General features: G+C 64.3%; 13 protein-coding genes. 9 read left to right on the forward strand and 4 right to left on the reverse strand.

The features are described 5' to 3' along the window. Entirely contained in the window at positions 1–231 is a 231-nt protein-coding gene (locus FJ430_RS27475) for an AbrB/MazE/SpoVT family DNA-binding domain-containing protein (RefSeq protein ID WP_140705470.1), read from the forward strand. A 10-nt stretch (positions 232–241) separates the two neighbouring features. Here the strand turns inward: FJ430_RS27475 and greA are convergent, their stop codons facing one another. Further along, entirely contained in the window at positions 242–724 is a 483-nt protein-coding gene (gene greA, locus FJ430_RS27480) for a transcription elongation factor GreA (RefSeq protein ID WP_140705469.1), read from the reverse strand. 104 nt (positions 725–828) lie between these two features. Here greA and FJ430_RS27485 point away from each other — a divergent pair, with 104 nt between their 5' ends. Beyond that, positions 829–2,205, forward strand: a complete 1,377-nt coding sequence (locus FJ430_RS27485; RefSeq protein WP_140705467.1) for a TIGR03808 family TAT-translocated repetitive protein — start codon at positions 829–831, stop codon at positions 2,203–2,205. On the opposite strand, the gene FJ430_RS27490 is transcribed toward FJ430_RS27485, so the two are convergent. After that, complete coding sequence (locus FJ430_RS27490; protein WP_140705538.1) at positions 2,202–3,014, reverse strand: class I SAM-dependent methyltransferase; 813 nt, start codon at positions 3,012–3,014, stop codon at positions 2,202–2,204. The genes FJ430_RS27485 and FJ430_RS27490 overlap by 4 nt on opposite strands. A 185-nt stretch (positions 3,015–3,199) precedes the next feature. Between FJ430_RS27490 and FJ430_RS27495 the strand changes: the two genes are divergently transcribed. After that, the gene (locus tag FJ430_RS27495; protein ID WP_140705465.1) at positions 3,200–3,481 is read left to right on the forward strand and encodes a DUF1778 domain-containing protein; all 282 of its coding nucleotides are present in this window, start codon (positions 3,200–3,202) and stop codon (positions 3,479–3,481) included. Beyond that, a complete protein-coding gene (locus tag FJ430_RS27500) occupies positions 3,481–3,960 on the forward strand; it encodes a GNAT family N-acetyltransferase (RefSeq protein WP_140705463.1) in 480 nt (159 codons plus the stop codon). The genes FJ430_RS27495 and FJ430_RS27500 overlap by 1 nt, the downstream gene beginning before the upstream one ends. Here the strand turns inward: FJ430_RS27500 and FJ430_RS27505 are convergent. Together FJ430_RS27505 and FJ430_RS27510 are read right to left on the reverse strand one after the other, a co-directional pair. Then, a complete protein-coding gene (locus FJ430_RS27505; RefSeq protein WP_140705461.1) occupies positions 3,953–4,957 on the reverse strand; it encodes an asparaginase in 1,005 nt (334 codons plus the stop codon). The two genes, FJ430_RS27500 and FJ430_RS27505, sit on opposite strands and share 8 nt — an antisense overlap. A gap of 52 nt (positions 4,958–5,009) precedes the next feature. Continuing rightward, positions 5,010–6,176 carry an acetyl-CoA acetyltransferase gene (locus tag FJ430_RS27510; protein ID WP_140705459.1) on the reverse strand — a complete coding sequence of 389 codons (1,167 nt, stop codon included), beginning with the start codon at positions 6,174–6,176 and terminating at the stop codon, positions 5,010–5,012. A gap of 188 nt (positions 6,177–6,364) precedes the next feature. On the opposite strand from FJ430_RS27510, the gene betI reads away from it, so the two are divergent. Genes betI through betB form a run of 5 tightly spaced genes read left to right on the forward strand, consistent with a single transcriptional unit; the run spans position 6,365 to position 12,640 of the window. After that, the gene (betI, locus tag FJ430_RS27515; protein ID WP_140705457.1) at positions 6,365–6,955 is read left to right on the forward strand and encodes a choline-responsive transcriptional repressor BetI; all 591 of its coding nucleotides are present in this window, start codon (positions 6,365–6,367) and stop codon (positions 6,953–6,955) included. Next, a complete protein-coding gene (gene betC / locus FJ430_RS27520; RefSeq protein ID WP_140705455.1) occupies positions 6,952–8,481 on the forward strand; it encodes a choline-sulfatase in 1,530 nt (509 codons plus the stop codon). Before betI ends, betC begins: the two co-directional genes overlap by 4 nt. Further along, positions 8,478–9,482: a threonine/serine dehydratase gene (locus FJ430_RS27525; protein WP_181175365.1), complete on the forward strand. Its 1,005-nt coding sequence runs from the start codon at positions 8,478–8,480 to the stop codon at positions 9,480–9,482. The genes betC and FJ430_RS27525 overlap by 4 nt, the downstream gene beginning before the upstream one ends. After that, positions 9,475–11,127, forward strand: a complete 1,653-nt coding sequence (gene betA / locus FJ430_RS27530; protein ID WP_140705453.1) for a choline dehydrogenase — start codon at positions 9,475–9,477, stop codon at positions 11,125–11,127. The genes FJ430_RS27525 and betA overlap by 8 nt, the downstream gene beginning before the upstream one ends. A 49-nt stretch (positions 11,128–11,176) precedes the next feature. Continuing rightward, positions 11,177–12,640, forward strand: a complete 1,464-nt coding sequence (gene betB / locus FJ430_RS27535) for a betaine-aldehyde dehydrogenase (protein WP_140705451.1) — start codon at positions 11,177–11,179, stop codon at positions 12,638–12,640. Positions 12,641–12,733: the final 93 nt, after the last annotated feature.

Here is a 12,733-nt window from a genome sequence, read left to right on the forward strand (position 1 = left end):
ATGATCAAAACGACCATCTACGGACTTGAGGACGGATCAGGAGCCGTATTCTTGCCACGCGAAATGCTTGACAGTCTGAACCTCCAAGTCGGCGACCAGCTTCAGGTCATCGAAACCGACGACGGCTTCGTTCTAAGGCCAGTCCGCGACGACAATCACGAACGACAGATCAACGCCGCTCGCGATGTCATGGACAAATACGAAGCCGCACTGCGGAAGCTGGCAAAGTAAAGGGCTGCGGTTAGTTCTCGGCCTTATCCGAGAGCTTGACGATCTCCCATTCCTTGCCGTTGACAGTGACGACCTCGCCGGTCTTCTTGCCGAACAGGGCCACGGCCATCGGCGAGACATGGGAAATGCTGCCCTTCGACGGGTCGGCTTCGTCTTCGCCGACGATGCGCCAATGCACCTTCCTGCCGTCGTCGCCTTCCAGCGTGACGCCCATGCCGAAGCGCACGACGTTGCTGCCGGGCTCCGGCACCGAAAGCTCGGCGTTCTCGCGCCGCGCGGTCCAATAGCGCAGGTCGCGGGAAACCACCGCGATGCGCTCGCGGTCGCCCTTCCTCTCCGCCTTGCCCAGTATGTCCCGCAGCTCGGCGAGGTTGTCCTCGATCATCGCAAGGCCGCGCTCCGTCACCAGATTGCGGTGCGTGCTGACCGGCCGTTCGCCGACGCCGGCGATGGCGTTCTCGCTGTCTTCTTCGCGCGTGAAAGCTCTGCTCATACAATGAACTTAGGCTTGGCGAGGCGACTGCACAAGCGGTTTGCCGATGGGCCCGCCTTGGCACGATTCCTGCGACTAGAGGCGAAACGCCAGGACCTGTGCCGATGTTGAACAGACGAACGCTGCTTGCCCGGACCGCCGGCTTCGCCGTCGCCGGCGTCTTCGCCGGCAAAGCATTGGCGAAATCGCTGCCCGGCATCGAAATGGCCGCTATGCGCGGCTCGATCAACGCCACGGAGATCGGCGTGCAGCCCGGCGCGGTCGACGACCAGAGCAAGGTCTTCGCCAAGATGCTGGCCGAGGCCAGCGATCGCGACCAGCCGGTGTTCCTGCCGGGCGGCACCTATCTCGTCTCGAATCTCAAGCTGCCTGCGCGCGTGCGACTGTCGGGCGTGCCCGGCGCGACGCGCATCGTCTATGGCGGCAACGGCCATCTGATGATGGCCGAACAAGCCGAGCATATCGAGTTCAGCGGGCTGATGCTGGACGGCGCCAACCGCTGGCTGGCCGACTACACGCAGGGGCTGCTCGATTTGCGCCGCGTCGGCCATCTCGTCATCGACAATTGCCAGGTGACCGGCAGCGGCAAGAACGGGCTGGCGCTCGAGCATGCCGTCGGCCGTGTCGGCCGCTGCGATATTTCTGGCGCCGCGGACGCCGGCATCTATTCGGTCGAGGCCGGGGGTCTGGAGATTTCGGGCAACACGGTGTCCGACTGCGCCAATGGCGGCATCCTCGTGCATCGCTGGCAAGCGGCAGAGGACGGCACCATCGTCAGCGGCAATCGTGTCCAGCGGATCGGCGCGCGCAGCGGCGGCACCGGCCAGAATGGCAACGGCATCAACACTTTCCGCGCCGGCAATGTGATCATCTCGGGCAACGTCGTCTCCGATTGCGCCTTCACTGCAGTGCGCGCCAACAGTTCGAGCAATCTGCAGATCACCGGCAACACCTGCTCGCGCTCGGGCGAGACCGGGATCTATTCGGAATTCTCCTTCGAAGGCGCGATCCTCAGCAACAATCTGGTCGACGGCGCCGCCAACGGCATCTCGATCGTCAATTTCAACGAAGGCGGGCGGATGGCGGTCTGCTCGAACAACATCGTGCGCAACCTCTCAACCACCGGTCCATACACCGCCGACCCGCCCGGCTTCGGCGTCGGCATCAGCGCCGAGGCCGATACCACGGTCTCCGGCAATGTCGTCGAGAACGCGCCGCTCTACGGCATGCAGCTCGGCTGGGGCCCCTATCTGCGCAATGTGGTGGCAAGCGGAAACATCATCCGCCAGGCCGGCACCGGCATCGTCGTTTCCGTCGTCGAAGGTTCCGGCAGCGCTGTCATCTCGGACAATGTCATCGACGGCGCGAAAAACGGCGCCATCATCGGCCAGCGCTGGGCCGATCCGGTGACCGGCGATCTATCCCAGTCAACCGATACCGGCTATGCGCATCTCACCGTCGAACGCAACAAGGTGAGCTAGGCCACGGCCACGATAATGTGGGCCTGGATCTTGGCGGCAATTTCGCCGCTGCCATGCCTGTCGGCGATCGTGGCTTCGGCGTAGTCGGTCGCGGATGCCAGTCTTCCGGGCTCCCTGGCCTCGATCTCGTTGCGAAGCAGCGTTCCCTGGCAATAGGCGACGGCGGGAACGCGCGGCGAGGATGCGCGGCTCTGCTCGGCCCTCGTGTCGATCGCCACATCGGAGAAGCCGGCGGCCTCCAGATCGCTGCGGATCAGCGCCTTGTCGTGGTAACCATGCGGCGTGCGCGCCAGGAAACGCGGCGGATCGTGCGGAAAAATCCGGGCGAGAGCATTCGTCACGTCGTCCGCGAATACATTCTCCTCGATGCGATCCCAGACGCTGAAGAGGAAATGCCCGCCCGGCTTCAGAACCCGCTTCGCCTCACGATAGGCGGCGGCGCGGTCGGGAAAGAACATCGCGCCAAACTGACAACAGACGAGGTCGAAAGCAGCGTCGTCGAAAGGCAGCTTCAGGGCATCCGCCTGGCGCCATGTGATGCGGCTGTCGGGCCCCTGGCGCGAAGCGGCGTAGTCGAGCATCGGCTGGTTGAGGTCTGTTACGGTGTAGCTGGCGCCTGGAGAAAGCTGTGGCGCCAGCGCGCGGGTGACGGCCCCGGTTCCCGCGGCGGTCTCCAAAACGGCCAAGGGTGAGAAGGACACGGCCCGTCGTGCGGTCTCGGCGGCATAGGCCTCGAAAATCAGCGGCACCATATGGCGATCGTAGTTTTCCGGGATCGAGCCGGCAAATACCTTGTCCGCTTCCAGCATGCTCATCACCCAGCGCCCGTTCAATGATGGAGGGAGACTAGCAAAAAACGAACTTGGTGCTGTTCGTTTTGTCGCAGACCAGCGTTTTTCCGGCTCGTCAGCGACCTAAATCCGGGTAACCCATAAATTTAGATACACATTGTGTATGCAAATTGCTATATCGGTAAAGGTAAGGATCCATCGTCATGGCCACCAAAAACCAGGACAGGCACGCCAAGCCCGTCAATCTGCGCATCCGCGAGGATGTTCGTATCTTGATCGACCGTGCCGCGAAGATACGCGGGAAGACCCGCTCCGACTTCATGATCGACGCCGCTTACCGCGCCGCAGAAGACACGCTGCTCGACCAGACGCTCGTCAAGGTCGATGCCGAGAGCTATCAGCATTATCTCGATATCCTCGACCAGCCACCGAGCGGCGAGGGATTTGCCCGCCTGATGAATGCGCCCAAGCCCTGGCGGGACTGATGCTTTCGGCACCGGTCCTTCTTGCCGATAGTCACGAACTCGACTTCTTTCAAAGCGGAACCGACAGCCTGGATCAATGGCTCCGACGGCGGGCGCGTGCCAATCAAGTCAGCGGTGCGTCCAGAACCTATGTGATTGCAGAAGGCACGCGCGTCGTCGGCTACTATTGCCTTTCATCAGGCGGACTTGACCTTGTGGATGCGCCCGGTTCGATCCGGCGCAATATGCCCGATCCCGTGCCTATGGCTGTGCTCGGCCGTTTGGCTGTCGACGCAGGTCGGCAGGGAAAAGGTCTGGGTGTCGCTCTGCTGCAGGACGCGGTGTTGCGGACCGGTCAAGCGGCAGCCATTCTTGGCATTCGCGGTCTCTTGGTTCATGCCATATCGGATGAAGCCAAGGCGTTTTATGAGCACTATGGCTTCCAGGCTTCGCCAAAAAATCCGATGACTTTGGTGCTGTCGCTGAGGACGGCTAGTTGAGCGCCGCCGTCGGCCGCAGCATGCCGACCTTGGCGCCGATACGGCTTTCGACCGGAGGATGGGCGAGCTCGATGAGCCTTGCCGCAGCCGCTTCATCGTCGCGCAGCAGCTTCGCCAGCGCCGCGGCGATCATGGCCTCCGCCCCCCTGCCCGCGCCGTCATCGCATTTTAAGGCGATACCGAGGCCCAGTTCGGGCAGTGCCGCGCAATAAACGCCTTCGGCGCCGGTCTTGACGAAGATGCGGCCCGGTGTTGCCTGCATCAGCGCGACATCGGCCTTGCCGGTGCCGGCGACGAGGAACGGCTCGGCCATGCAAGCCGAGATCAGCCGCTTCGCCGCCTTGGCGCGTTCGGGCGAAAAGCCCCTGCCCGTCGCCATGCGGGCAAAGCCCAGCGCAAAACTCTTCAACGGTACGGCGTAGGTCGGGATCGAGCAGCCGTCGGTGCCGCAATGGTCGACGTCATGCGCCGCGCCCGTCACGGATTGCATGGCGTCGCGCACCATCTCCTGCAGCGCATGGCCGGCCTTGACGTAGCCGCCATGCGCAATGCCGGAATGGACGCAGGTGCAGAGGAAGCCGGAATGCTTGCCGGAGCAATTGTTGTGCAAAGCGTTGGGCACGCCGCCGGCGCGGGCGAGCGCGATGGTGGCGTCGTGGCTCGAGGGCCAATGCGCGCCGCATTCCAGCGCCGTCCTGTCGAGCCCGGCCCTGGCGAGCATCGCCGTTGCCAACTCGACATGGGCCGGCTCGCCCGAATGCGAGGCGCAGGCCAGCGCCAGTTCGCGATCGCCGAAGCCATAGGCGTCGGCAGCGCCCGATTCGACCAGCGGCAATGCCTGAATCGCCTTCACCGCGGAGCGCGGGAACACCGGACGGTCCGTGTCGCCGATCTCCCAGACGGGCTTGCCGTCGGCGTCGAAGATCGAAACCGCGCCGCGGTGCCTGCTTTCGACCACCGCGCCGCGCGTGACTTCGACCAGAACCGGATTTGTCATGTTGCCTCCCGCACGCGCACCCAAGGGTGCGCCGCTTCAATGCGGGCCGCTTCTAGCGAATCCTGTCGAGAATGGAAACGTAGTTGGCGACCGCCGCGCCGCCCATGTTGAAGATGCCGCCGAGCTTGGCGCCCGGCACCTGGATGCCCCCGGCCTCGCCCATCAGTTGCATGGCGGTCAGCACATGCATCGACACACCGGTGGCGCCGATCGGATGGCCCTTGGCTTTCAGGCCGCCGGAGGGATTGACCGGAAGGCGGCCGTCCTTCGCCGTCGAGCCGTCCAGCGCCAGTCTGGCGCCCTCGCCTGGCTTTGCCAGGCCCATCGCCTCGTATTCGATCAATTCGGCGATGGTGAAGCAGTCATGCGTCTCGACGAAGGAGAGGTCGTCGAGCGTGACGCCGGCCTTTTTCAGTGCCTGCTCCCAGGCACGCTCGCAGCCCTCGAAGGAGAGAATGTCGCGCTTGGACATCGGCAGGAAGTCCTGGACATGCTCGTTGGCGCGGAAGGTCACGGCGCGGCGCATCTTCAGCGCCGTCGCGGTGTCGGTGAGCACAAGTGCGGCCGCGCCGTCCGAAACCAGCGAGCAATCGGTACGCTTCAGCGGACCGGCGACGAAGGGGTTCTTCTCGCTTTCCTGGCGGCAGAACTCATAGCCGAAATCCTTGCGCATCTGGGCGTAAGGGTTTTCGACGCCGTTTTTGTGGTTCTTGGCGGCGATCATGGCCAGCGCATCCGACTGATCGCCGTAGCGCTGGAAATAGGCCTGCGCGATCTTGCCGAAGACGCCGGCGAAGCTGGCAGGCGTCTCGCCGTCTTCAGGCAGATAGGATGCCTTGAGCAGATTCTTGCCTATTTCGGGACCGGGCGTGGTCGTCATCTGCTCGGCGCCGACCACCAGCACGATGCGGGCGGCGTTCGCGTCGATGGCGCGGATGCCTTGCCGGACGGCGGCCGAGCCTGTGGCGCAGGCGTTCTCGACGCGCGTCGCCGGCTTGAAGCGCAGGCGGTCATCGGCCTGCAGCACGAGGCTCGCGGTAAAATCCTGCGGCGAGAAGCCGGCGTTGAAGTGGCCAAGGACGATCTCGTCGACATCGTCCGGACCGATGCCGGCATGGTCGAGGGCCTCGACGGCAACCTTGGTGATCAGGCCCTCCAGCGTCTCGCCTTCGAGCTTGCCGAAGCGCGAATGCGCCCAGCCGACGATGCATGCCGTCATGGCAACCTCCATTTGCGCCGCAACCTAGCACGATCGCGCGCGGCACGTGATTCAATATTGTTCAACAATGAACCGTTTTCCAGCCCATGCCATGGTCCAGAATGACACGATCGGTTGATCCCGGCGCCAGTTTTTTATTGATTGATGCGTCAATAAAAAATAATCTCGGCTCGAACCGGATCCCCAAAATGCCGAAAATCGGAATGGAGCCCGTGCGCCGCAAGGCGCTGATCGACGCGACGATCTCGGCGATCGGCGAGCGCGGATCGCTGGACGTGACGATGTCGGAGATCGCCGGCCGCGCCGGCGTGTCGTCGGCGCTGGCGCATCACTATTTCGGCGCCAAGGACGAGCTGCTGTTCGCGACGATGCGGCACATCCTTGCCGAACTCAACGCCGACACAAGGCGCGCGTTCGGCCTTGCGGTGACGCCGCGCCAGCGCGTCTCGGCCGTCGTCGCCGTCAGCTTTTCCGACGACCAGTTCCAGCCTCAGATCATAGCCGCCTGGCTCGCCTTCTATGTCGAGGCGCAGAAGTCCTCCGACCTGCGGCGGCTGCTGCGCATCTATGCGCGGCGGCTGCATTCGAACCTGATGAGCGGGCTGACCGGCATCCTGCCTCGGGCCGAGGCCGACCGCGTGGCGGAAGCGATCGCAGCGCTGATCGACGGGCTCTACATCCGCCGCGCGCTGAAGGACGGCGTGCCGGATGCGCAGACCGCGATCGCGCTCGTGGAAGACTATCTCGAAACCAAGCTCAACGGACGGAGCCTGCCTTGACCACCCGGCGACCCAATTTCCTGATCGTCATGGTCGATCAGCTCAACGGCACGCTCTTCCCGGACGGCCCCGCGGATTTCCTGCATGCGCCGCATCTGAAGGCGCTGGCCGCGCGCTCGGCGCGCTTCGCCAACAACTACACCGCATCGCCGCTCTGCGCCCCGGGCCGCGCCTCGTTCATGAGCGGGCAACTGCCGTCGCGCACCGGGGTCTACGACAACGCGGCCGAGTTTATCTCCTCGATCCCGACCTTCGCGCATCATCTGCGGGCCGCCGGCTACTACACCTGCCTGTCGGGCAAGATGCATTTCGTCGGGCCCGACCAGTTGCACGGTTTCGAGGAGCGGCTCACCACCGACATCTATCCGGCCGATTTCGGCTGGACGCCGGACTACCGAAAGCCCGGCGAGCGCATCGACTGGTGGTATCACAATCTGGGCTCGGTGACCGGCGCCGGCGTCGCCGAAACCACCAACCAGATGGAATATGACGACGAGGTCGTGTTCCTTGCCTCGCAAAAGCTCTACCAACTGTCACGGGAGCAGGACGACGCTGGCCACCGGCCGTGGTGCCTCACCGTTTCGCTGTCGCACCCGCACGATCCCTATGTCGCGCGCAAGCAGTATTGGGATCTCTATGAGAACTGCCAGGCGCTCGATCCGGAAACGCCGTTCACCCCATATGAGGAGCAGGATCCGCATTCACAGCGGCTCTATCGCGCCAGCGATTATGCGTCTTTCGAAATCACAGGTGAACAGGTGCGCCGTTCGCGGCGCGGCTACTTCGCCAACATCTCCTATGTCGACGACAAGCTCGGCGAACTCCTGGACGTGCTGAGGCGCACGCGCATGGCCGACGATACGATCATCCTGTTCTGCTCGGACCATGGCGACATGCTTGGCGAGCGCGGCCTGTGGTTCAAGATGAGCTTCTTCGAGGGTTCGGCGCGTGTGCCGCTGATGATAGCCGGCAAGGGCGTGCCGGCCGGGCTGGTCGAGGCTCCGGTCTCCAATCTCGATGTGACGCCGACGCTGTGCGATCTCGCCGGCATTGACATCGGGTCGATCGCGCCATGGACCGATGGGCAGTCGCTGCTGCCACTGCTCGATGGCAAGGCGCGTAGCGCGCCGGTACCGATCGAATATGCGGCGGAGGGCTCCTATGCGCCGCTGGTGGCAATCCGCGAGGGCAAGTACAAATTCGTCCATTGCGAGCTCGACCCGCCGCAATTGTTCGATCTCGATGCCGATCCGCTCGAGCGCGACAACCTCGCCGACGATCCGGCCAACGCTGCCCTGGTGGCGGCGTTCGTGGGCAAGGTCCGGGCGCGCTGGGATATGGCCGGCTTCGATGCCGCGGTACGCGAAAGCCAGGCGCGCCGCTGGGTTGTCTATCCGGCATTGCGCAACGGGGCCTACTACCCGTGGGACTTCCAGCCGCTGCAGAAGGCGTCCGAGCGCTACATGCGCAATCACATGAACCTCGACAATCTCGAAGAGAGCAAACGGTATCCGAGAGGCGAATGATGGCAGACGTTCTCGTCCCTACCCTCGATCATCTCAAGCAGGCCTATGCCGTCACCTCGGCGGCCACGCAGGTGACGCCGCTGTTGGAGTCGGCGGCTTTGGCCAAGGAGACCGGCGCCGCGCGCGTTTTCGTCAAGCCGGAGTCGCTGCAATGGGCCGGCTCGTTCAAGGTGCGCGGCGCCTATTGGCGGCTGAACCGGCTTTCACCGGATGAAGCGAGGAAGGGCGTGGTGGCGTATTCCTCCGGCAATTTCGCGCAGGGGCTGGCGGCCGCCGGCCAGGCGCTGGGCATTCCGGTCACCATCGTCATGCCGATCGACGCGCCGGCCGCCAAGCGTGACGCGACAGCCGGTTATGGCGCGCGCGTGGTGCTGACCGATCATGGCGACCGCGCCCGCGAGGAGGTCGCGGCCGCCAAGGCGCGCGAGATCGCCGAGACCGAGCACCTCACCTTGCTGCATCCCTTCGACGATCCGGAGATCGTCGCGGGTCAGGCCGGCGCCGGGCTGGAAGCGCTCGACCAGTTGACAGCGAAGAGGACGCAAGCAGACCTGGTGTTCTGCTCGGTCGGCGGCGGCGGCCTGATCGGCGGCGTTTCGCTCGCCTTCCACTATGTGTCGCCCGGTACCGAGATCATCGCGGTCGAGCCGGAGGGTTTCAACGGCATGGGCTCTTCACTTGCGCATGGCGCTATCGAAACGATGCCGATCGGACCGAAATCGATCTGCGACGGGCTGATGGCGCGCAAGCCAGGCGACGCGCCCTTCGCGGCGGTGAGCGCCGCCGGGGTGCGCGGCGTCACTGTCGACGATGCCTCGGTGCGGCGCGCGATGAAGATCGCGTTCGAGCGGATGAAGCTGGTGCTGGAGCCGTCGGGCGCGGCATCGCTGGCGGCGCTGCTCGGCGGCAAGGTGGATGTGAAGGGCAAAACCGTCCTCGTGGTTGCAACCGGCGGCAATGTCTCGCTCGCCGACTTTATGGCGCATATGAACAATGCTTGAAGCGGATTTCGTCATCATCGGCTCCGGCTCCGCCGGCTCGGCCATGGCCTACCGGCTGTCGGAAGACGGCAAGCACTCGGTGATCGTCATCGAGTTCGGCGGCACCGATATGGGGCCGCTGATCCAGATGCCGTCGGCGCTGTCGATCCCTCTCAATATGAGCCTGTACGATTGGGGTTTCGCCAGCGAGCCCGAGCCGCATCTCGGCGGGCGCGTGCTCGCCACGCCGCGCGGCAAGGTGCTCGGCGGTTCCTCCTCGATCAACGGCATGGTCTATGTGCGTGGACATGCGCATGACTTCGACCACTGGGCCGAACAGGGTGCTGCCGGCTGGGCCTTCGCCGACGTGCTCCCCTATTTCAAGCGCATGGAGGATTCCGACGGCGGCGAGGATGGCTGGCGGGGCAAAAGCGGACCGCTGCATGTGCAGCGCGGCACGCGGAAAAATCCGCTCTACGGCGCCTTCGTCGAGGCCGGCCGCCAAGCCGGTTTCGAGCTCACCGATGACTATAACGGCTCGAAGCAGGAAGGCTTCGGACCGATGGAGCAGACCATTCTTGGCGGCCGCCGCTGGTCGGCGGCGAACGCCTATCTGAAGCCGGCTCTCAAACGCAGGAATGTGAGTCTGATCAAAGGCTTCGCCCGACGCGTGGTGATCGAGAATCAACGCGCGATCGGCGTCGAGATCGAAGCTAACAAACAGATTCAGGTCGTTAAGGCGCGGCGTGAGGTGATCGTCGCGGCGTCGTCGGTCAATTCGCCGAAGATCCTGATGCTGTCCGGCATCGGCCCGGGCGTGCATCTCAAGGAAAACGGCATCCAGGTGATTGCCGACCGGCCGGGCGTCGGCGCAAATCTGCAGGATCATCTGGAACTCTACATCCAGCAGGAATCGACCAAGCCGATCACGCTGAACTCGGTGCTCAATCCTTTCTCCAAGGCGCTGATCGGCGCGCAATGGCTGTTCTTCAAGACCGGCCTTGGCGCCACCAATCATTTCGAGGCGGCAGCCTTCGTGCGTTCGCAGGCCGGCATCGACTATCCCGATATCCAGTACCACTTCATCCCGGCGGCGGTGCGCTATGACGGCAAATCGGCGGCGAAGTCGCATGGCTTCCAGGCGCATGTCGGGCCGATGCGCTCGAAATCGCGCGGTTCGGTGAGCCTGCGCTCGCCCGATCCGAAGACGAAGCCGGTGATCCGCTTCAACTATATGTCGCATCCGGACGACTGGAGCGAGTTCCGCCACTGCGTCCGGCTGACGCGCGAGATTTTCGGCCAGAAAGCCTTCGACGGCTTTCGCGGCAAGGAGATTTCGCCGGGCAGCCATGTGCAATCGGACGACGAGCTCGACGCCTTCATCCGCGACCATGCCGAGAGCGCCTATCATCCCTGCGGCACCTGCAGGATGGGCCGCGCCGACGATCTGACCGCCGTCGTCGATCCGGAATGCCGGGTGATCGGCGTCGAGGGGCTGCGCGTCGCCGACTCCTCGATTTTTCCGCGGGTGACAAACGGCAATCTCAACGCGCCATCGATCATGACCGGCGAAAAGGCCTCCGACCACATCCTCGGCCGCACGCCGCTGGCGCCATCCAACCAGGAACCGTGGATCAATCCACGCTGGCAGGTGGCGGACCGATAGGGCATTGTCGGGCAGACCGCCCGCTCGGCGAACAGACTTGGAGAAAGCCATGCGCGCCCAACCCACGGCATCGCATTACGTCAACGGCCGCTACATCGAGGACGAAGGCGGCGCGCCACTGCCCGTGATCTATCCGGCGACGGGCGAGACCATCGCCACGCTGCATTCAGCGACGCCCAACGTGCTGGAACTCGCCATCGAGGCGGCACGCGCCGCGCAGCCGGCCTGGGCGCGGCTGAAGCCGGTCGAACGCGGCCGCATCCTGCGCCGCGCAGCCGACATCCTGCGGGCGCGCAATGCCGATCTGGCCCGTATCGAGACGCTCGACACCGGCAAGGCGATCCAGGAGACGCTGGTGGCCGACGCCCCTTCGGCCGCCGACTGCCTGGAATATTTCGCCGGCGCGGTCGCCGCCTTCAACGGCGAGATGATCGATCTCGGCGGACCCTTCGCCTACACGCGGCGCGAGCCGCTCGGCGTGTGCGTCGGCATCGGCGCCTGGAATTATCCGATCCAGATCGCCGGCTGGAAATCGGCGCCGGCTTTGGCCATGGGCAATGCCATGGTGTTCAAGCCGTCGGAAAACACCCCGCTTTCGGCGCTGGCGCTGGCCGAAATCTACTCGGAGGCTGGACTGCCGGATGGGCTGTTCAATGTCGTACAGGGTTACCGCGATGTCGGCGCCGGCCTCGTCGATCATGATGTCGTGGCAAAGGTCTCGGTGACCGGCTCGGTGCCGACCGGCCGCAAGGTGCTGTCGCTTGCCGGCTCGAAGATGAAGCACGCGACGATGGAGCTCGGCGGCAAGTCGCCGCTGATCGTCTTCGACGACGCCGATCTCGAAAACGCCATCGGCGGCGCCATGCTCGGCAATTTTTACTCGACCGGGCAGATCTGCTCCAACGGCACACGCGTCTTCGTGCAGAGCGGCCTGCATGATCGCTTCGTCGAACGGCTGGTCGAGCGGACGAAAAAGATCCGCATCGGCGATCCGCTCGATCTCGAAACGCAGATGGGGCCGCTGGTCAACAAGGCGCAGCAGGACAAGGTCGTGTCCTATATCGAAGCCGGCAAGCAGGAAGGGGCCAGCCTCGCCTGCGGCGGCAACGTGCCGTCACTGCAGGGTTTCGACGGCGGCTTCTTCATCGAGCCGACGGTGTTTTCAGGCGTCACCGACACCATGCGCATCGCGCGCGAGGAGATATTCGGGCCGGTGATGAGCGTGCTCAAATTCCACGGCGAGGACGAGGTGATCGAGCGCGCCAACGACACCGAATTCGGGCTGGCCGCCGGCGTGTTCACGCGCGACCTGCCGCGCGCGCATCGGGTGATCGCCGAGTTGCAGGCCGGCACTTGCTGGATCAACGCCTATAATCTGACGCCCGTGGAAATGCCGTTCGGCGGCGTCAAGCAATCCGGCATAGGGCGGGAGAATTCGCTGGCCGCGCTGGCGCATTATTCGCAATTGAAGTCTGTCTATGTCGAGACGGGGGATGTAGTGGCCCCCTACTGAGCCTCTGCTGAAGGGCGCGATTTGCCGAGAAGGCAGTTCTCCTTGCTGCCGGCTTGCCGTAGGTTTTCTGACGGGGCAATCGAGGAGGCGAAA

Origin of the sequence: Mesorhizobium sp. B2-8-5, from assembly GCF_006440675.2 — a bacterium.
GTDB lineage: Bacteria > Pseudomonadota > Alphaproteobacteria > Rhizobiales > Rhizobiaceae > Mesorhizobium.

Bases quoted from the DNA above. Each gene is read 5' to 3' on its own strand.
- FJ430_RS27500 (WP_140705463.1), top strand. From the start codon at position 3,481: ATGCTTTCGGCACCGGTCCTTCTTGCCGATAGTCACGAACTCGACTTC.
- FJ430_RS27510 (WP_140705459.1), bottom strand. From the start codon at position 6,176: ATGACGGCATGCATCGTCGGCTGGGCGCATTCGCGCTTCGGCAAGCTC.
- greA (WP_140705469.1), bottom strand. From the start codon at position 724: ATGAGCAGAGCTTTCACGCGCGAAGAAGACAGCGAGAACGCCATCGCC.
- FJ430_RS27475 (WP_140705470.1), top strand. From the start codon at position 1: ATGATCAAAACGACCATCTACGGACTTGAGGACGGATCAGGAGCCGTA.
- betI (WP_140705457.1), top strand. From the start codon at position 6,365: ATGCCGAAAATCGGAATGGAGCCCGTGCGCCGCAAGGCGCTGATCGAC.
- FJ430_RS27525 (WP_181175365.1), top strand. From the start codon at position 8,478: ATGATGGCAGACGTTCTCGTCCCTACCCTCGATCATCTCAAGCAGGCC.
- FJ430_RS27505 (WP_140705461.1), bottom strand. From the start codon at position 4,957: ATGACAAATCCGGTTCTGGTCGAAGTCACGCGCGGCGCGGTGGTCGAA.
- betA (WP_140705453.1), top strand. From the start codon at position 9,475: ATGCTTGAAGCGGATTTCGTCATCATCGGCTCCGGCTCCGCCGGCTCG.
- FJ430_RS27490 (WP_140705538.1), bottom strand. From the start codon at position 3,014: ATGCTGGAAGCGGACAAGGTATTTGCCGGCTCGATCCCGGAAAACTAC.
- FJ430_RS27485 (WP_140705467.1), top strand. From the start codon at position 829: ATGTTGAACAGACGAACGCTGCTTGCCCGGACCGCCGGCTTCGCCGTC.
- betB (WP_140705451.1), top strand. From the start codon at position 11,177: ATGCGCGCCCAACCCACGGCATCGCATTACGTCAACGGCCGCTACATC.
- FJ430_RS27495 (WP_140705465.1), top strand. From the start codon at position 3,200: ATGGCCACCAAAAACCAGGACAGGCACGCCAAGCCCGTCAATCTGCGC.